The sequence below is a fragment of the Mycobacterium sherrisii genome, assembly GCF_002102355.1.
GTDB lineage: Bacteria > Actinomycetota > Actinomycetes > Mycobacteriales > Mycobacteriaceae > Mycobacterium > Mycobacterium sherrisii.
Window position 1 is genome coordinate 1 of record NZ_LQPT01000070.1, and the last position, 18,161, is coordinate 18,161.

General features: G+C 66.4%; 18 protein-coding genes. 12 read left to right on the top strand and 6 right to left on the bottom strand.

Annotated features, from left to right (window positions below; translation table 11 throughout):
- Positions 1-368: transposase (locus AWC25_RS11165; protein ID WP_211281040.1), on the top strand; the 368-nt coding region annotated here is incomplete at its 5' end.
- Between the two features lie 85 nt (positions 369-453).
- Here the strand turns inward: AWC25_RS11165 and AWC25_RS11170 are convergent.
- Together AWC25_RS11170 and AWC25_RS11175 are read right to left on the bottom strand one after the other, a co-directional pair.
- On the bottom strand, positions 454-2,055 hold the full coding sequence (locus AWC25_RS11170) for a PPE family protein (RefSeq protein ID WP_069399965.1): 1,602 nt from the start codon (positions 2,053-2,055) through the stop codon (positions 454-456).
- Positions 2,056-2,219: 164 nt separating this feature from the next.
- Positions 2,220-3,128: an oxygenase MpaB family protein gene (locus tag AWC25_RS11175; protein WP_085166789.1), complete on the bottom strand. Its 909-nt coding sequence runs from the start codon at positions 3,126-3,128 to the stop codon at positions 2,220-2,222.
- 95 nt (positions 3,129-3,223) lie between these two features.
- Here AWC25_RS11175 and AWC25_RS11180 point away from each other — a divergent pair, with 95 nt between their 5' ends.
- Complete coding sequence (locus AWC25_RS11180) at positions 3,224-3,916, top strand: TetR/AcrR family transcriptional regulator (protein WP_372513402.1); 693 nt, start codon at positions 3,224-3,226, stop codon at positions 3,914-3,916.
- On the opposite strand, the gene AWC25_RS11185 is transcribed toward AWC25_RS11180, so the two are convergent.
- Together AWC25_RS11185 and AWC25_RS11190 are read right to left on the bottom strand one after the other, a co-directional pair.
- Complete coding sequence (locus tag AWC25_RS11185) at positions 3,849-4,382, bottom strand: hypothetical protein (RefSeq protein ID WP_084229273.1); 534 nt, start codon at positions 4,380-4,382, stop codon at positions 3,849-3,851. The two genes, AWC25_RS11180 and AWC25_RS11185, sit on opposite strands and share 68 nt — an antisense overlap.
- Positions 4,383-4,430: 48 nt before the next feature.
- The gene (locus tag AWC25_RS11190) at positions 4,431-5,012 is read right to left on the bottom strand and encodes a VOC family protein (RefSeq protein ID WP_069399961.1); all 582 of its coding nucleotides are present in this window, start codon (positions 5,010-5,012) and stop codon (positions 4,431-4,433) included.
- A gap of 87 nt (positions 5,013-5,099) precedes the next feature.
- Here AWC25_RS11190 and AWC25_RS11195 point away from each other — a divergent pair, with 87 nt between their 5' ends.
- The 4 genes from AWC25_RS11195 to AWC25_RS11210 are packed head-to-tail and all read left to right on the top strand — an operon-like array spanning position 5,100 to position 10,108.
- Entirely contained in the window at positions 5,100-5,738 is a 639-nt protein-coding gene (locus tag AWC25_RS11195) for a TetR/AcrR family transcriptional regulator (RefSeq protein WP_069399960.1), read from the top strand.
- Position 5,739: 1 nt separating this feature from the next.
- Positions 5,740-6,873 carry an alpha/beta hydrolase gene (locus tag AWC25_RS11200; RefSeq protein ID WP_069399959.1) on the top strand — a complete coding sequence of 378 codons (1,134 nt, stop codon included), beginning with the start codon at positions 5,740-5,742 and terminating at the stop codon, positions 6,871-6,873.
- Positions 6,849-7,832 carry a 2-hydroxyacid dehydrogenase gene (locus AWC25_RS11205; protein ID WP_069399958.1) on the top strand — a complete coding sequence of 328 codons (984 nt, stop codon included), beginning with the start codon at positions 6,849-6,851 and terminating at the stop codon, positions 7,830-7,832. Before AWC25_RS11200 ends, AWC25_RS11205 begins: the two co-directional genes overlap by 25 nt.
- A 50-nt stretch (positions 7,833-7,882) precedes the next feature.
- Positions 7,883-10,108: an acyl-CoA dehydrogenase family protein gene (locus AWC25_RS11210; protein WP_069399957.1), complete on the top strand. Its 2,226-nt coding sequence runs from the start codon at positions 7,883-7,885 to the stop codon at positions 10,106-10,108.
- Positions 10,109-10,287: 179 nt separating this feature from the next.
- Here the strand turns inward: AWC25_RS11210 and AWC25_RS27150 are convergent, their stop codons facing one another.
- Positions 10,288-10,662, bottom strand: coding sequence for a hypothetical protein (locus AWC25_RS27150; protein ID WP_198166631.1), 375 nt, complete (start codon positions 10,660-10,662; stop codon positions 10,288-10,290).
- Between the two features lie 601 nt (positions 10,663-11,263).
- On the opposite strand from AWC25_RS27150, the gene AWC25_RS11220 reads away from it, so the two are divergent.
- Positions 11,264-11,650, top strand: a complete 387-nt coding sequence (locus AWC25_RS11220; RefSeq protein ID WP_085166790.1) for an ATPase — start codon at positions 11,264-11,266, stop codon at positions 11,648-11,650.
- Positions 11,651-11,656: 6 nt separating this feature from the next.
- Here the strand turns inward: AWC25_RS11220 and fadD2 are convergent, their stop codons facing one another.
- Complete coding sequence (gene fadD2 / locus AWC25_RS11225) at positions 11,657-13,336, bottom strand: long-chain-fatty-acid--CoA ligase FadD2 (RefSeq protein ID WP_085166791.1); 1,680 nt, start codon at positions 13,334-13,336, stop codon at positions 11,657-11,659.
- A 57-nt stretch (positions 13,337-13,393) separates the two neighbouring features.
- On the opposite strand from fadD2, the gene AWC25_RS11230 reads away from it, so the two are divergent.
- From AWC25_RS11230 to AWC25_RS11250, 5 genes are all read left to right on the top strand, one after another.
- Positions 13,394-14,635 (top strand): DNA polymerase domain-containing protein, encoded by a 1,242-nt coding sequence (locus tag AWC25_RS11230; RefSeq protein WP_085166792.1) that lies wholly within the window; start codon positions 13,394-13,396, stop codon positions 14,633-14,635.
- A gap of 69 nt (positions 14,636-14,704) precedes the next feature.
- A complete protein-coding gene (locus tag AWC25_RS11235; protein ID WP_085166793.1) occupies positions 14,705-15,703 on the top strand; it encodes an ABC transporter substrate-binding protein in 999 nt (332 codons plus the stop codon).
- A gap of 100 nt (positions 15,704-15,803) precedes the next feature.
- Positions 15,804-16,466 (top strand): 5-oxoprolinase subunit B family protein, encoded by a 663-nt coding sequence (locus AWC25_RS11240; RefSeq protein WP_069399952.1) that lies wholly within the window; start codon positions 15,804-15,806, stop codon positions 16,464-16,466.
- A 10-nt stretch (positions 16,467-16,476) separates the two neighbouring features.
- Positions 16,477-17,385 carry a 5-oxoprolinase/urea amidolyase family protein gene (locus AWC25_RS11245; protein WP_069399951.1) on the top strand — a complete coding sequence of 303 codons (909 nt, stop codon included), beginning with the start codon at positions 16,477-16,479 and terminating at the stop codon, positions 17,383-17,385.
- A gap of 34 nt (positions 17,386-17,419) precedes the next feature.
- Complete coding sequence (locus tag AWC25_RS11250) at positions 17,420-17,965, top strand: GNAT family N-acetyltransferase (protein WP_085166794.1); 546 nt, start codon at positions 17,420-17,422, stop codon at positions 17,963-17,965.
- The last annotated feature ends 196 nt before the right edge of the window (positions 17,966-18,161 follow it).

An 18,161-nucleotide genomic window follows, 5' to 3' on the forward strand; every position in this document is an offset into this window, starting at 1 on the left:
TTGCCGCACAATATGACCGGATAATAGCTGAGTTGGAGGACAAGCTGCCAAAGACGGCTGAACACCTTGAATCCGCGCGGGCGGACCTGCTGGCGTTTACCGCGTTCCCCAAGCAGATCTGGCGTCAGATTTGGTCCAACAACCCCCAGGAGCGGCTGAACAAGGAGATCCGCCGGCGCACCGACGTCGTCGGCATCTTCCCCGACCGCAACGCACTCATCCGCCTCGTCGGGGCCGTGCTGGCCGAACAACACGACGAATGGGCCGAATCCAGGCGCTACCTCGGCCTCGACGTCCTGAGCAAATCCCGAAACGACCAGGACTCACCGACAGAACAGGAGGCCACCCCGGCGGCCCTGACCGCCTGAACCACCAAACTCGAAGAATCACACGACGACGTCCTACACCACGTCCCTGGACTTGACCTCCCGCCAGTGTTGGCCCTTAGATTAGTTAGCTGTTGTCTTGTAACTCTTCACCTTCCGCAGGGGCGTCGCCTGTGTCCCAAGTGCCCGGCATCATCGGCGACTGCGGGTCGCCGCCGAACTCGCCACCGGCCAATGTGGCCAACCCAGCGGGGCTCGCGGTTTGCTTGTGTGCCGTACCGGCGAAGCCCAGGTTTCCGGCGCCCTGGTCCGAGGCCACCGCAGCAGGGCCGGCAGGTTCGACCCAGTCCGGGTCGACGTCGACGTTCATGTCCATGTACTCCTCGCCGTATCCCCGTTGCCGCGCCTTTCGCCTGCGCTTAGCCCGCACCGCCTCACGCGCCGCTGCGGCCGCCGCCGCGGCCGAATCGGGTTCCGGAGCTTTCTTTTTCGCGCCTGCGGCCGCGGCGGCGCTGGTTCCGGTCTTAGACTCGATGCCCGGGGGGCCGATCACGTAGGGGGGGACAAAAGGCGCGCTACCAGTGGCCGGCGGTGCCGATGGCGCCGGACTGGCCACTGTGCTTGCGGCCGGAGTGGGGGCGGGCGTCGATGCCGTGGCCGGGGCCGCGGCCGGGGCGGCGATCGGGGTTGTCCCGAGCACCGGCGCCAACGCGGGCGGCGCCGACGCGGCGGGTGGAGGGGCCGGGACAACCGCAAGATGGGGGATTCCGGCCAGCCCGGCCAGCCCGCCCAGCCCGCCGATGGCCCCGAGCGGGGCAACCGCGGCGATGACCGGGACCAGCAGCAACTGCGGCGCGCTCGACAGCCAGCTCGCGATTTCGGCAATGTGAGTAGGCCAGTCCACCGCTTCGAGGAAAGCGATGTACTGAAAAGCCAACGCCGGATTTGTTTGCAGGTACTGACCGAACTGCTCGAAATCCTCGAGCAATTCCAGCGCTCGAACAATCCAGAAAATTAGCTGGCCCGGGTTGGTGTACTCGTCATACGGGATCCCGTTGACCGTCGCTTGGCTCGGATTCCAATCGATTCCGAACCACCGCAGAATCTGCGCAAGGAACTGGTTGAACGGGTTGTCGACCGTGGGGTCGGGGAATTCTTCGTCGTCTCCCGTGTCTCCCGAGTCGTCAGGGGCTTTCAGGATCTGCGGCGGCGGGTCGGCTGGCGGAGTGGCCGCCAGCGCGGCATCGGAGAGGGCTTGATAGGTCGTCATCGTGGTGGCGGCCTGAACCCACATCCGCGCGTAGTCGGCCTCGTTGAGTGCGATTGGAATCGTGTTGATGCCAAAGAAATTCGTCCCCACCAAGACCCCGTGGACGACGTGGTTGGTAGCCAGCTCCGGCAGGGTTGGCATGGCTGCCAGCGCTGCGGTGTAGGCGGCCGCCGCCGTCTCGTGTAGCGCCGCGGTCGCGGCGCTGTCCGCGCTGGCCTGCGCCAGCCACTCCAGATACGGCGCGTGCGCGGCCACATACGACTCGGCGCTCGGCCCCTGCCATGCCCCCGCCTGGACCGCCGCCAACAGGCCGCTGAGTTCTTCTGCAGTTGAGGCGTACTCAGTGCTCAAAGAGTCCCACGCCGCCGCGGCCGCCAGCAACGAGCCGGGCCCCGGACCGCTGCTCAGCAACGCCGAGTGCACCTCCGGCGGTGCGGCCATCCAAATCGGCGCGGTCATGCTAAGCCGCCGCCCACAACCAGTTACAGCGAACCTGACCAACTTCGCCAGCTGGCATCACGGCAACTCCTCGGGCTTAATAAATATGGGGCTGTCAAGAGCAAGAGAGTACTGAAAACGATTGTCGTTATCAACAATGACCTGGTATACCAGCCTGCCGCCCGCTAGACCAACGGGCGTCCCGATTTGATCCGGCGATCCAGGTCCCAGAGCATCCAGTTGAACGGGAACTGCCGGATGGTCCGCGGCAACCGTCGGTTCACGCCGGCCAGCACCGTCATCAGGCGGTCGAAGCGCTGCTGCATGGCCGCGTCCCAGGGCAGCCGCATCTCGTCGCGAAACCGTTGCGGCAGAAAGCCGGTGGTGATCAACAGGTTGAAGCTGTCCAGTCGGCGTTGCAGGGGGCGGGGCAGCCGCACCCCACGAATGCGGCCGGCAGCGATCGGATACAAAAATTCCCGAACGGTGTCGTCGATGTGCACCTTGTTCAGCGACTCTTGCCAGTAGGTATCGAACGCCGCTCGATCCGCCGGCCACATTTCCGCCGGCACCTGCAACGTGGTGCCCAACGCCATGGCCTCGCGGTACAGGCGGTCGGCGTCCGCCTCCTCCAGCTCGCCGACGAAGGTGCGGTAGACGTCGATGCCGCCCTTATAGATGCAAGCGGCCACCCACAACTGCAGTTCGGGATCGAACGCGTTGTACTGCACCGGGCTGTCCGCGGTGGAATACACCTGCGCGTGCGACTTGTTCACCGCGCGGCGGTAGGCGGCCTTCTGCGCATCGGTCCCGGCATTGGCGACCGCGATGTAGGTGAACGTGGTGCGCGCCCGTTTGATCGGATGACGATCGATGCGACCGCTCTCGACCCGGCTTTCCGCCACGCCGTGGCCGACGCCGGGCAGCGACAGCTCCATGATCACGTTGGCCGGGCCGGCCAGCAGCGCCACACCCATCAGGCCGTAGTCCCGGGCCACCCGCTGGGGGCGCCGGGCCGGGTACGGCCGGGGCGGGTCGGCCATCGGGCGTTCGACATGCGGAATGGGCCGGTGCACCGCGTCGCGGATCGTCATCGGACAAACCTCCCGGCGCTCTGAGTCGCGCAAAATGTGATAACGACTGTTTCCTGATATTGTCCGGGCATCGGGGCGGTGTCAAGATGGAAACCATGGCCGAACCCTCGGCGGAACGTCGCTATCGCGGCGTCGAGGCCGCCATCCGACTGTCCGAGCGCCGCGGCCGGCTGCTCGCCGCCGGACTCGACCTGTTGGGCAGCGACCAGGACACCGCGGCGGTGACGGTGCGCGCCGCATGCGCCCGGGCGAATCTGACGCCCCGCTACTTTTACGAAAACTTCAGCGATAGAGACGGATTCGTCGGCGCCGTGTTCGACTCCGTGATCGCCGAACTGGCCGCCACCACCCAGGCCGCGGTGGCCTCGGTGCCGGTACCCGAACAGTCTCGCGCCGGTATGGCAAACATCGTGCGCACCATCGCCGGAGATACCCGGATCGGCCGGCTACTGTTCAGCACCCAGCTGGCCGACCCGGTGATCGTCCGCAAGCGCGCCGAGTCCACCGCCCTGTTCGCGATGCTGCTGGGCCAGCATGCCAGCGACATGCTGCAGATGCCGGCAAACATCGGCATGAAGGCCGGCGCGCACTTCGCGGTCGGCGGGGTCGGTCAGATGATCAGCGCGTGGCTGGCGGGCGACATCGCGCTGGACCCTGACCAGCTCGTCGATCAACTGGCGGTGCTGCTCGACGAACTCGCCCATCCGCGGCTGTACGGCGTCACGGAAACAGCGGCACCTGCCACAGCCGCATCCCGGGATCCAGGAGCCACAGCCTCATCATCGTGAGACGCATGATGCGTTGCGCACCGCGAATCATGAAGCTCGCCAACGGCACCTCGATGCCCAGCGCGGTGATCAACGACAGCCAGATGTCGTCGGGCCCCGCGGTCATCAGGTCGAACCAGGCGTCACAGATCAACAGCACGCCCGAGGTGAAGGCCGCGAGCATCAGGATCCGCCGCCGCAGATAGCCGAAAACCGCTGTCGCCACCATGAATCCGACCAGCAGGACATCGAATCCCACCCAGGTCAGCACCCAGTTGCGCGCAATATAGCTGTCCGGCAACGTCATCGCGAGATAGATCAACCAGGGGATCATCGCGACCGAGCCGCCGATCATCAGGCCCAGCCGGATCCGCCGCATTCGCGCCAGCAGCACCGGATCGATCACATCGCTCAGTGGCGCCTCCAGCCGGGTGATCAGATCGCGCCGCTGCGCGGCAGTCAGCGCCGCGATCTGCTCATCAGTCAAATGCCGTCGGTCAACATACACCCCCCGGCTCGGCAGTGGTCTTGCCGATCAGCCTACGACGTGCTCCACGGGCCGGCGGTCCGCCGCCGTCTTGGGCACGGCCGGCGTGTCGGTCGCATCGAAATCCTTGACCCAGCAAGCGAACTCCAGCGTGATGCCGTCGGGATCCTGGAAATAGAATGAGCGCACATACACGCCGGGATGCAGCGTCGCGGACACTTGCATGTCGCTCTCATCGTGATTGAGGATCGGCCCGACCCGCACGCCCTTGTCCTTCAGCCGCTGCCGGTAGGCGTCGAATTTCTCGGCCGGCACATGAAAGGCGAGATGGTTCATGGTGCTGACCGCGCTGGTGATGTCCCCGATTCCGGGAATGGCGCCCGGCGAGGAGATGCCGGGCACGCGGTCCGGTGCGTCGGCGAACCAGAAGAATGCGACGCAATCGCCGTTGCCGGCGTCGAAGAAGAAGTGCTGCCCCGCACCCGCAGGCAGATCCAGCGATTTGATCAGCGGCATGCCCAGGACGTTGCTGTAGAAGTCGACGGTGCGGGCCATATCGGAACACACCAGCGCAACGTGGTTGATCCCGCCGAGTTCGAATTCGCGGTTGACGTTGTGCGGCTTGATCATGTCGTGGCTCCCCCGTTGAATGTGGGCCTGCCCAGATGCAAACTGAATCTAACATCAGATTCAGTTCCGCTCTAGGGGGTAACGAGGATGCCGATCACGGCGGGCGCCGATAACCGACCGGCCGAGTTCCCGACCCACCGGGGCCGGCGGACACGGGCCGCGATCGACGCCGCCGCGCGAAGGGTGATCGCACGCAAAGGAATCCTGGCAACGACCATCGCCGACATTGCCGCGGAGGCGGGCCGCTCGGCGGCCTCCTTCTACAACTACTACGACTCGAAAGAGGCGATGGTCCGCCAATGGGCCCTGCGTTTTCGGGACGAGGCCAACGAGCGCGCGCGTTCGGTCACCGGGCACGGGCTGTCCAACCGCCAGCGCGCCCACGAGGCGGCCGCGGCGCACTGGCACACCTACCGCAACCGCCTCGCCGAAGTGATCAGCGTGTCGCAACTGGCCATGGTCAACGATGATTTCGCCCAATATTGGGCCGAAATATGCGAAATCCCAATCTCTTTCATTGCCGAGACGGTCAGGCGTGCGCAACAGGAGGGACACTGTGCCCACGACGACCCGCGCCTGATCGCCGAGGCGATCGTGGCGATGTTCAACCAGTTTTGTTACGCCCAACTCAGCGGGCCCAACTGCGGCGATGCGGACGACCAGGCGTGCATCCGAACCCTGTCCAACATCTACTACCGGGCGATCTATGCGAAGGAAGGTCGCTGAAATGACACCCGACGGCGGCAATGCGGGAGTCATCCGAGAGTTCGTCGGCCTGCCGTCGCCCACGGCCGGACGCGCCGGCGCGGGCGGACATCCGTGCCAAGGGCTGTACCACCGCGGGGTGGGACGCAAGCCGAAGGTGGCCATGATCGCCACCCACTACCAAATCGACTTCTCCGAGCACTATCTCGCCGACTACATGGCCATCCGCGGTGTCGGGTTTCTCGGCTGGAACACCAGGTTCCGCGGCTTCGAGACCAACTTCCTGCTCGATCACGCCCTGGTCGACATCGGCGTCGGGGTGCGCTGGCTGCGCGAGGTCCAAGATGTGGATACCGTTGTCCTGCTTGGGAATTCTGGAGGAGGCTCGTTGATGTCCGCTTATCAGTCACAAGCCGTCGACCCGAATGTGACTCCGCTGCCAGGGATGCGGCCGGCGACCGGGCTCACCGAGTTGCCACCCGCGGACGGCTACGTGGCCACCGCCGCGCACCCGGGCCGGCCGGAGGTGCTGACCGCGTGGATGGACGCTGCCGTCGTCGACGAGAACGATCCCGTTGCCACCGATCCCACTCTCGATTTGTTCAACGAGATCAACGGTCCCCCATACTCGGCGGACTTCCTTGCCCGCTACCGTTCGGCGCAGACTGCGCGCAACCACGCCATCACCGACTGGGTCGAGACCGAACTCAAACGCGTTCGCGCTGCAGGGTTTTCGGATCGCCCCTTCTCGGTCATGCGGACCTGGGCCGATCCCCGCATGGTTGATCCCGGCATCGAACCCACCAGGCGGACACCGAACCTCTGCTACGCGGGCGTGCCCGCAAAAGCCAACCGGTCCGCGCGGGGCATCGCGGCGTCCTGCACCCTGCGCAGCTGGCTGAGCATGTGGAGTTTGCGGGTGGCGCAAACGCGGGCCGAGCCACATCTGAAGCGAATCAACTGTCCCGCGTTGGTGATCAACGCCGAGGCGGATACCGGGGTGTTTCCGTCTGACGCCCAACGCATCTACGACGCGCTCGCCAGCTCCGACAAATCACGGACGTCGATCGACACCGATCACTACTTCACCACCCCCGGCGCGCGCAGCGAGCAAGCGGATACCATCGCCAGGTGGATCAGCAAGCGGTGGCGTTGAGAGTTCTCGCGCATTTTGTACCAGGTAACAAAGTTCTCGAATTTCTTGCAGCCGAAGCAGATTGGCTCGACATCCGGTGGTGTGCCGCCGACGACGACACCACCTTCTATCGCGAGCTACCCGAGGCCGACGTAATTTGGCATGTACTACGCCCGTTGTCAGGCGATGATTTACGGCGCGGTGAACGGCTGCGGTTGGTGCACAAACTCGGCGCCGGGGTCAACACCATCGACGTCGACGCCGCGATCGAGCTCGGCATCGCTGTCGCCAACATGCCCGGCGCGAATGCGCCCTCCGTGGCCGAGGGCACGGTGCTGCTAATGCTGGCGGCGCTGCGTAAGTTGCCGGCCCTGGACCGAGCTACCCGACAAGGCCGCGGCTGGCCGCTCGATCCCGAACTGGGCGAGACCGTCCGCGACATCGGGGGCTGCACCGTCGGCTTGGTCGGCTACGGCAACATCGCCAAACGGGTCGGCGAGATCGTCGCGTCGATGGGCGCCACCGTGGTGCACACCAGCACCCGCGACGACGGTCAGCCCGGCTGGCTGCCGCTGCGCGAGTTACTGGCCGTCAGCGACATCGTCTCGCTACACCTGCCGTTGACGGAAAAGACCCATCACCTGCTCGACGAGGATTCGATCGCCGGCATGAAACCCAGGGCGGTGCTGGTCAACACCTCGCGGGGCCCAATCGTCGATGAAAGGGCCCTCGTCGCGGCGTTGCGGGACGGGCGGCTGGCCGCCGCGGGCCTCGACGTGTTCGAGGACGAGCCGGTGGCGCCGGACAACCCTCTGTTCGAATTGGACAACGCGGTGCTGACGCCGCACGTCACCTGGTACACGGCCGACACGATGCGCCGCTACATGATCGAAGCGGTGCAGAATTGCCGTCGGCTGCGCGACGGCGAGCCCTTGGCGCAGCTGGTAACCCCGATGGTCAGCCAACCGACCAGTTATTAGATTGGGAGTGCTTGGCCGAAACGAGCCCCGGACGCATGGGAAGGCGACCAATGCCGATCGCAATAAACCCCGAGCATCAACAGTTGGCCGACTCGGTGCGATCTCTGGTGGCGCGCGTCGCGCCGTCGGAGCTGCTGCACGCGACCCTAGAAACAGCAACAGCGACCCAGACCCCGATCGAGAACCCGCCGTCGTACTGGCGGCCGGCCGCCGAGCAAGGCTTGCAGGGCGTCCACCTGTCGGAGTCGGTTGGCGGGCAGGGATTTGGCCTGCTGGAGCTGGCCATCGTGCTGGCCGAGTTCGGCTACGGCGCCGTACCCGGGCCGTTCGTCCCGTCGGCGATCGCCAGTGCCCTCATTGCCGCGCACGACCCCACCGCCAAGGTGCTGGCCGAGCTGGCGTCCGGCGCCGCCATCGGCGCCTACGCGCTGGATTCCGGTTTGACCGCCACCCGCAAGGGTGACGTGCTGGTGATCCGCGGCGAGGTCCGCGCCGTACCCGCCGCGGCGCAGGCATCGGTGCTGGTGCTGCCGGTGGCGATCGACAGCGGTGACGAATGGGTGGTGCTAGACGCCGACCAGGTCGAAATCGAGCCGGTGCAAAGCCTCGACCCGCTGCGCCCGATCGCGCACGTGCGGGCCGAGGCACTCGAGGTGGGTGACGACGTGCTGTTGAGCAGGTTGACCATGACCACCGCATACGCGCTGATGTCCACGCTGCTGTCGGCGGAGGCGATCGGGGTGGCGCGTTGGGCGACCGATACCGCCGCCGAGTACGCCAAGATCCGCGAGCAGTTCGGCCGGCCCATCGGCCAGTTCCAAGCCATCAAGCACAAGTGCGCCGAGATGATCGCCGACACCGAGCGGGCCACCGCGGCCGTATGGGACGCGGCGCGGTCGCTCGACGAGGCCAGCCAGAACGGTTGGGACGTGGTCGCATCGGGGGTGGAGTTCGCGGCGGCGGTGGCCGCGACGCTGGCGCCGGCCGCCGCGCAGCGGTGCACCCAGGACTGCATTCAGGTGCACGGCGGCATCGGCTTCACCTGGGAACACGACACCAACGTGTACTACCGCCGCGCGCTGATGCTGAACGCCTGCTTCGGCCGCCGCTCGGACTACCCGCAAAAGGTGGTCAATACCGCGACGACCACCGGGATGCGCGCGGTCGACATCGACCTGGACCCGGAGACCGAGAAGCTGCGCGACGACATCCGCGAGGAAGTCGCCGCGCTCAAGGCCATGGAGCGCGGGCCACGGGCCGTGGCTCTTGCCGAGGGCGGCTGGGTGCTGCCGTATCTCCCCAAGCCGTGGGGCCGGGCGTCCAGCCCCGTCGAACAGATCATCATCGCGCAGGAATTCGCCAGCGGCCGGGTCAAGCGGCCCCAGGTCGGCATCGCCGCCTGGATCATCCCGTCGATCGTGGCGTTCGGCACCGAGGAGCAAAAGCAGCGGTTTTTGCCTCCGACCTTCCGCGGCGAGATGATCTGGTGTCAGCTGTTTTCCGAGCCGGGCGCCGGATCGGACCTGGCCGGACTCACCACGAAGGCCACCCGGGCCGACGGGGGGTGGCGCATCACCGGCCAAAAGATATGGACCACCGCCGCGCAATACTCGCAATGGGGCGCCCTGCTGGCCCGCACCGACCCCAACGCTCCGAAGCACAACGGCATCACCTACTTCCTGCTGGATATGCGCAGTGCGGGCGTCACGGTCAAGCCGCTGCGTGAGCTCACCGGCAACGCGATGTTCAACACGGTCTACATCGACGACGTGTTCGTGCCGGATGAGTGTGTGCTCGGCGAGGTGAACCGGGGCTGGGAGGTCAGCCGCAACACGCTGACCGCCGAACGGGTCTCGATCGGCAGCAGCGACGCGAATTTCCTAGCGACCCTTCCGCAGTTCGTCGAATTCGTTCGCGACGGTCATCTCGATCCGGTGGCGCAGAACCGGGCGGGCCAGCTGATCGCCGAGGGCCACGCGGTCAAGTTGCTCAACTTGCGGTCGACGCTGCTCACACTGGCCGGCGGCGCACCGGATCGGGCCATGCCGTCCGCGGCAATCTCGAAGCTGTTGTCGATGCGCACCGGGCAGGGCTATGCGGAGTTCGCCGTGTCCTCGTTCGGCACCGACGCCGCGATCGGCGATCCCGAGGAACTGCCCGGCAAGTGGGGCCAGTACCTGCTGGCCAGCCGGGCCACCACGATCTATGGCGGGACATCGGAAGTGCAGCTGAACATCATCGCCGAGCGGCTACTGGGCCTGCCGCGCGACCCGTAGACAGATCCATGCCGACCCGAGGCCGGTCTCGGGTCGGCATGGACGACTTGATTCGGGTGGGCCACGCCGGTCTGCGGCCGACTCGGGCACGTCAGACCGGCGTGGTTTCCCCCCAATGCGGATCGGCCGACCTATAACTCTGGCAGGACGAGGCCGGCCGACCGCACGCTCGAGGCGGCTCACCACCAGGGGCGCCACCCGTGGCCCCAGCCACCGTGGCCGGCCCAACCGTGGCCCCAGCCGTGACCCCAGCCGTGACCCCAGCCGCCATGACCCCAGCCACCGCCGCGGCCCCAGCCGCCATGGCCCCAACCATGGCCACCCCAGCCGTGGCCGCCGGGCCGCTCCGGAAGCAAGCCGGGCCCCGGGCCCAGCGGTAAGCCGCCGTGCGGTCCGACAGCTTCGAAAGTCGTGGCGGGAGCGGGCGCCGGTGCGGCCTGCGCCACCGGGACACCGCCGAACAGCATCGCTCCGGCTATCGCACCGGCGCCGACCGCCCCAGCGGCCGCGCCTCGCATCGATCGCAGTGACATCGTCGATCGCAGTGACATCATTGTGGTGAGCTCCTTCCGAGACCTCAGTTCCCCGACATCTCGAACGCTACGCATAAATTGCTAGGCAAACAATGGGAATAGCAATATTTCTCGCTGTGAATTCCTTGACAGTCTCTGTTTTTCTGGGTTTCCTGAATTCCGTTAATCAGTATTGGATAATTTCTTTTGCGATATTCCTGAATTACACAATTCAGGAGCGTCGCGGTTACTGAGGTCAGTATCGGCGTAGCCAGTGATATGCCGAGCTTACCGGACCTGTACTGATGTACTGAGCTCAGTATCGTGCCTTCTCAGTAAATGGCTACTGGAGTTGATTCATCGAATTTATTATTGTTGACCCCGGCCACGATAATGGATTGAGACGGCGTGTCAAGACCTCGAATTGATTTTAACCGGGACCCGCCTGACAGTTTGCGACATACTCGTGCAGCTAATTTAGGGAATTTCCAGGTCACCGCGCCGTGACGGTCCCGTCGCGCGCGGTAAAACCCGCTCTCCCCGCGACGCGACTTACGCTGGCGTCAGTGAGACAATCAGTAGACAACGCGCCACGGAAGCACTGATCTACTGATTGGCGCCCCCACGGGAGGACGGTCGCCCAGTGAGCTTCAACCCCGGCCACATCGGGCCCAGCGCCGGAACATTCCGCGCGCGGGTATCTGCCTCGACGCCCCCGGGAGATGCGGCACCAACCGAGCGCATCACGGGTTTCCGCCAGCTCCGCCCCCAGCGCCTGGTCGACGACGCGGCAGACCCGCGCTCACGCAAGGCCGATCCGTCATCCCCGCGGATCCAGCGCACCCGTCGCACCGTCGACCTGCCGGCCACTACCCACCGTGCCCTCGACATCTGGCAGCGCGAGGCCGCCGACCGGCTCGGCGTGGCCCGCGTCACCGGTCAGGAGGTACTCACCGCGCTGATCGACCAGCTGTTGGCCGATCCCAAGCTCTCGGATCAGATCATCCGGGCCATTCAAGACCGCCGTTAGTGCCCGCTAGTCGATCTGCATCTCGCGCAGCTCGCGCTTGAGGATCTTGCCCGTCGGGTTACGCGGCAGCTCGTCGAGGAAGATCACTTCCCGCGGCACCTTGTACCGGGCCAAGTGGTCACGCACGTATCCCTTGATGGTGTCCTCGTCCAGATCGGCGTCGCCCTTCTTGACGACGAACGCACGCAACCGGTGACCCCACTCCTTGTCCTCCACACCGATCGCGGTCGCCTCCACAACGTCGGGGTGGCCGCTGATTAGGTCTTCGACCTCGGCGGGGAAGACGTTCTCGCCGCCGGAGACGATCATCTCGTCGTCACGCCCACTGACGTAGAGCAGCCCGTGCTCGTCGAAATAGCCGACGTCGCCCGACGACATCAGGCCGTCGATGATCTGCTTGTGGCCACCGCCGGTGTAGCCCTCGAACGGGAAGGCGTTGCCGACGAAGATGCGCCCCACCTCACCCTGCGGCAACTCGTTGCCGTTGTCGTCGAGGATCTTGACCTTCACGCCCTTGACGACCGGTCCGACCGTCGCCGCGTCTTTCTGCAGGTCCTCGGGCCGGGCAATGGTGGCGAAGGCAATCTCCGTCGAGCCGTACATGTTGTAGATGACGGGGCCGATGTCCTTCAGCGCGCGGGTGGCCAGTTCGGCGCCCAGCTGCGACCCGGACACAAAAATGATCTTCAGGCTGGACAGATCGGGCTTGGAGTCCATCTTCTCGATGGTGTCGAGGATGCGCGACAGCATCACCGGGACCACGACCATCGCCGTCACCTTGTGCTTTTCGATGTCCTCGAGCACCAGGGGCGGCTTGAACTTGCGCCGCAGCACCAGCGTCGAGCCCAAAAACATCGCGATCGTGGCATGCAGATAACCCAGCGCGTGGAACATCGGTGCCGGCAGCGAGGTGACCTCGTTCGCCTTGAACGGAACGTGCGACAAGATCCCGCCGACCGGCGCCAACGTGGGCGGGGTGCTGCGGTTGGCGCCCTTCGGGGTGCCGGTGGTGCCGCTGGTCAGGATGATGATCGACGCATGCTTGGTGGCCTTGGGAGCCGGCTCCTTGCTGCTGCGCTTGATCAGGTCGGCAAGCGTCTCGTCGGTGCTGCCCGATGGCTCGTCGCTGTCCGGGTTGACACCCAGCGCCCGCAACTTGCCCAGGTCCGGCTCGGCTTTGCTGACGGCCTTGGTGTACTCGTCGTCATAGATGATCACCTTGGCGCCCTCGCGCTCGGAGACCTCGTTGATCTGCGGTCCGGAAAATTCGCTGTTGAGCAGGATGATGCGGGCGCCGACGCGGGCGGCGCCATAGTTGGCGATCAAGAACCAGCGGTGGTTGCGCGCCAGGATCGCCACGCCGTCGCCGCCCTTGACGCCCCGTTCGAGTAACCCGTTCGCCACCGCGTGGGCCGCCTCGTCGAGCTCGCGGTAGCTGAACTCGCCCTCCTCGTCGATGCACGCGGCGCGGTCCGGGTGGCGGCGGGCATTGAGCGCCGGAAGCATGCCGAACTCGCCCCATTTGACGATGTCGGAGGCCAGCGCGGCGTAATTTTGTGGCGGTTCTAGCCGGAACGCTCCTGCTTCGAAAATCTTGCGCACGTAGTGCAACTCGGCCGAGCCGCGTTCCACGTACTGCTGGAGCTTGGCAACGGCTTGCCCGGGAAGGCCAGGAAGGTTAGGCATAGCCTCACCCTATGTGACGCGGGTCGCAACGAGGCCAGAAAATCTTCCAGAATTACGATGGATCCCATGACCGGCCCGGTGTCATTGGAGGTTGCCGGACACGACGTCACGATCACCCACCCGGACCGGGTGGTGTTCGACGCTCATGATGGGACCGGTCCATTCACCAAGCTGGATCTGGTGCACTACTACCTCGCGGTGGCCGAGGGAGCGTTGCGCGGGGTCGCAGGCCGGCCCATGATCCTGAAACGCTTCGTCAAGGGCATCGCGGTCGAGGCGGTGTTCCAGAAGCGGGCGCCGGCAAACCGGCCGGACTGGGTTGACGTCGCCGAACTGCACTACGCGCGCGGCACCTCGGCGGCGGAAGCCGTCATCCACGACGCCGCCGGACTCGCCTGGGCGATCAACTTAGGGTGCGTGGACCTCAACCCGCATCCCGTGCTCGCCAGCGACCTCGACCATCCCGACGAACTGCGGGTGGATCTGGACCCGATGCCCGGGGTCGAATGGCAACGAATCGTCGAGGTGGCCCAGGTGGCCCGCGAGGTGCTCGAGGACTACGGCCTGGTGGCTTGGCCGAAGACGTCCGGCTCCCGGGGGTTTCACATCTACGCCCGGATCACGCCGCGCTGGGAATTCCGTCAGGTCCGGCTGGCGGCCCAGACAGTGGCGCGCGAGGTGGAGCGGCGCGCGCCCGACGCGGCGCCCAGCCGCTGGTGGAAGGAAGAACGCGAGGGCGTGTTCGTCGACTTCAATCAGAACGCCAAGGACCGCACGGTCGCATCGGCCTACTCGGTGCGGGCCACTCCGGATGCTCGGGTCTCCACGCCGCTGCACTGGGACGAGGTCGCCGACTGCCGGCCGGAGGCGTTCACGATCGCCACCGTGCCGGATCGGTTCCCCGCGATCGGCGACCCGTGGGAGGGGATCGACGACGCGGCGGGGGAGCTGGACCGCCTGCTGATGCTGGCCGAGGAGCTCGGCCCGCCCGAGAAGGCACCGCGGGGCGCGGGGAAGCACGCCGACGGCAGGCGGCAGTCGTCCAAGCCGCTGATCGAGATCGCCCGGACCAAGACCAAAGACGAGGCGATGGCCGCGCTGGACACCTGGCGGGCTCGCCATCCCGCCGCGTCCGAGCGGTTGTGGCCGGCCGACGTGCTGGTCGACGGGATGCGTGGGCCGAGCTCGATCTGGTACCGGATCCGGATCAACCTGCAGCACGTGCCGGTCGGCCAGCGCCCCGCGCAGGAGGAGCTGATCGCCGACTACAGCCCGTGGGAGAAACCTCAGCAGCGGTAGCGGCCCGGCGGAGCACCGGAATGGCACGGTCGCTGCAGGTCAGCGTCGCGGACGCGATACTCTCACGCGATGCGACAGGGATGGAATCGGCGGGGGTTCCTGCAGCTCGCCGCTGCCGCCGCCGCAGCCGGGGTGGCGGGTCCCCTAGCGGGGTGCTCGTCGCCCAAGCAGACGTCGAACTCCCCGAGTTCCGAAGGCGTGACGATCACCCATTTGTTCGGCAAGACCGTGATCAAAGCGCCGCCCAAGCGAGTGGTCAGCGCCGGCTTCACCGAGCAAGACGACTTGCTCGCGGTCGGCGTCGTGCCGGTCGCGGTGACCAACTGGTTCGGTGACCAGCCGTTCGGTGTGTGGCCCTGGGCCCAGGCCAAACTCGGTGGGGCGCAGCCGGTGATGTTGAACCTGGACAACGGAATTCCGGTCGATCAGATCGCCAGTCTCAAGCCGGACCTGATCGTGGCCATCAACGCCGGCGTCGATGCCGACACCTACCAGAAGCTGTCCGAGATCGCCCCCACGATCGCCCAGTCCGGCGGCGACGCCTTCTTCGAGCCGTGGAAAGACCAGGCCACCGCGATCGGCACCGCGGTGTTTGCGGCCGACCAGATGAAAACGCTCATCGACGGCGTCGACAAGCAATTCGCCGCCGTCGCGCAGAACCACCCGCAGTGGCAAACCAAGAAGGCACTGTTGTTGCAGGGCAGCCTGTTTCAGGGCTCGGTGGTGGCAACCGCGGCGGGCTGGCAGACCGACTTCTTGAACCAGATGGGATTGGTCATCGCCGACAGCATCAAGCCCTTCGTCACCGGTCACCGCGCCGTCATCCCGCGCGATCAGACCAAAGCGGTACTCGACTCCGCCGACGTGCTCATCTGGACGACCGAGAATCCGGACCAGCAGAAGGCGCTGCTCGCCGACCCCGAGATTGCGGGATCGCAGGCGACCGCACAGAACCGGCACGTCTTCACCACCAAGGACCAGGCCGGTGCGATCGCGTTCGCCTCGGTGCTGAGCTACCCGGTCGTCGCCGATCAGCTGCCGCCACAAATCGGCAAAATCCTGGGTTAGCGCCCGCTCTTTGAGTGTTCGGTAAGGCACCTCTGGCAGTGCTCGAAAATCCCGCTCCGCCCCCTTTCGGCTGCCCCGATGCCGAAGTTACCGTCGGGTAATGAGCGTGACGGATCTTCCCACCGAGCCGCCGGCCGAACTTGACGGCCACGTCGTTCTCGATTACGGCGACCAGGCGCTGCTGGTCGAATGTGGCAGCACCGCCGAGGTATTGGCATGGGCCGACGCGCTGCGCGCGGCGGCGCTGCCCGGAGTGCTCGACATCGTCCCGGCCGCCCGCACGGTGCTGGTCAAACTGGACGGTCCGCGCTACCAGGGCGTCGTCCGCCACCGGCTACGCAAACTCCGCGTCGTCCCGGAGACGCCGACTTCCGGGCCGCGCCGTGCCGACGTCGTGATCGACGTCGTGTATGACGGTCCGGACCTCGCCGAAGTCGCCGCCCTCACCGGGCTGACCACCGCACAGGTCATCAACGCCCACACCGCAACGTTGTGGCGGGTCGGATTCACCGGTTTCGCACCGGGTTTCGCCTACCTGGTCGACGGCGACGCGCGGCTGCAAGTGCCACGCCGCTCCGAACCGCGGACCTCGGTGCCCGCCGGAGCGGTTGCCCTGGCCGGCGAGTTCAGCGCGATATATCCGCGCCAATCCCCCGGCGGCTGGCGACTGATCGGTCGCACCGACGCGGTTCTGTGGGATCTGCAGCGACCCGATCCCGCCTTGCTGACGCGCGGCATGTGGGTTCAATTCCGGGCCGCGTAGCGGAGGACACATGACCACCCTCGAAATTCTGCGTACCGGTCCGCTCGCCGTCGTCCAGGACCTGGGCAGGGTCGGTCAGGCCGACCTCGGCGTCGGCCGGTCCGGCGCCGCCGACCGCCGTGCGCACAAACTGGCCAACCGGCTGGTCGCCAACCCCGACGACCGCGCGACCATCGAAGTGACGTTTGGCGGTTTCGCGGCCCGGGTACGCGGCGGCGACCTCGACATCGCGGTGACCGGTGCCGACACCGACCCGTCGGTCAACGGAATCAAGTTCGGCACCAACAGCATTCACCACGTCCGGGACGGCGAAGTAATTTCGCTGGGCACCCCGCGCGCGGGCCTGCGGACCTATCTGGCGGTGCGCGGCGGCATCTGCGTGGAGCCGGTGTTGGGTTCGCGAAGCTACGACGTGATGTCGGCGATCGGTCCCGCGCCGCTGTCGGCCGGGGACCAGTTGCCGGTCGGCCAGCACACCGAGCGGTACCCCGAACTCGATCAGGCGCCCGTGGCGGCCATCACCGGCGACACCGTCGAGCTGTTGGTGGTTCCCGGACCGCGCGACGATTGGTTCGTCGATCCCGACGTCCTGGTGCACACCGACTGGGTGGCATCCGACCGCAGCGACCGGGTCGGGATGCGGCTGCTGGGCCGCCCGCTGCAATACCGCGTCCCGGACCGGCAATTGCCCAGCGAAGGCACCACTCGAGGTGCAATCCAGGTGCCGCCCAACGGATTACCGGTAATCCTGGGCCCCGACCACCCGATCACCGGGGGCTACCCCGTCATCGGCGTGGTCATCGACGAGGACGTCGACAAGGTCGCCCAGGTGCGCGCGGGCCAGCACGTGCGGCTGCACTGGGCGCGACCCCGCGGGCCGTTCGGAGCCCACGCTCACGCCGGCGCGGCGCTCTCCTGATGCGGGCGCGGCGATAAGACGGTAGACATGGGGTGTGCACACCCAGGTACACACCGCCCGCCTGGTCCATACCGCCGATCTCGACAACGACACTCGGGAACGCATCCACCGGATGGTCACCGATGCGTTCGCAGGTGATTTCAGCGACCAGGACTGGGAGCACACCCTCGGCGGCATGCACGCCCTGATTTGGGATCACGGCGCGATCATCGGCCACGCCGCAGTGGTGCAACGTCGACTGTTTTACGAGGGCACCGCGCTGCGCTGCGGTTATGTCGAAGGGGTCGCGGTGCGTGAGGACCATCGCGGCCGGGGACTCGCGCACGCCCTACTGGACGGGATCGAGCAGGTGATGCGGGGCGCGTATCAAATGGGCGCCTCGAGTTCGTCGCTGCCGGCCCGCGACCTTTTCGTGGCGCGCGGCTGGTTACCGTGGCGGGGCCCCACGTCGGTGCTGACCCCGACCGGTCGAGTGCGCACGCCCGACGACGACGCGACGTTGTTCGTCCTGCCGATCGTGACGAGTCTGGACACGTCGGCGGAATTGATGTGCGATTGGCGCGCCGGCGACGTCTGGTAGCCCCCGGTGTGGTCGAAATCTCGTTATTGACAACGTGATTCATCACAGTGCGGTCGAGTACGCTGTGATTCTGCAACGTGGTCGGCCCCATTGTTGTGGTGTGCGCCACACGCGTTGAGCGCCCTCACATGGCCACCGCGGGATGGGTGAGCGGAAATTCACGCCCGGGACACTGCGGGCATCGCCCGGGCAACAA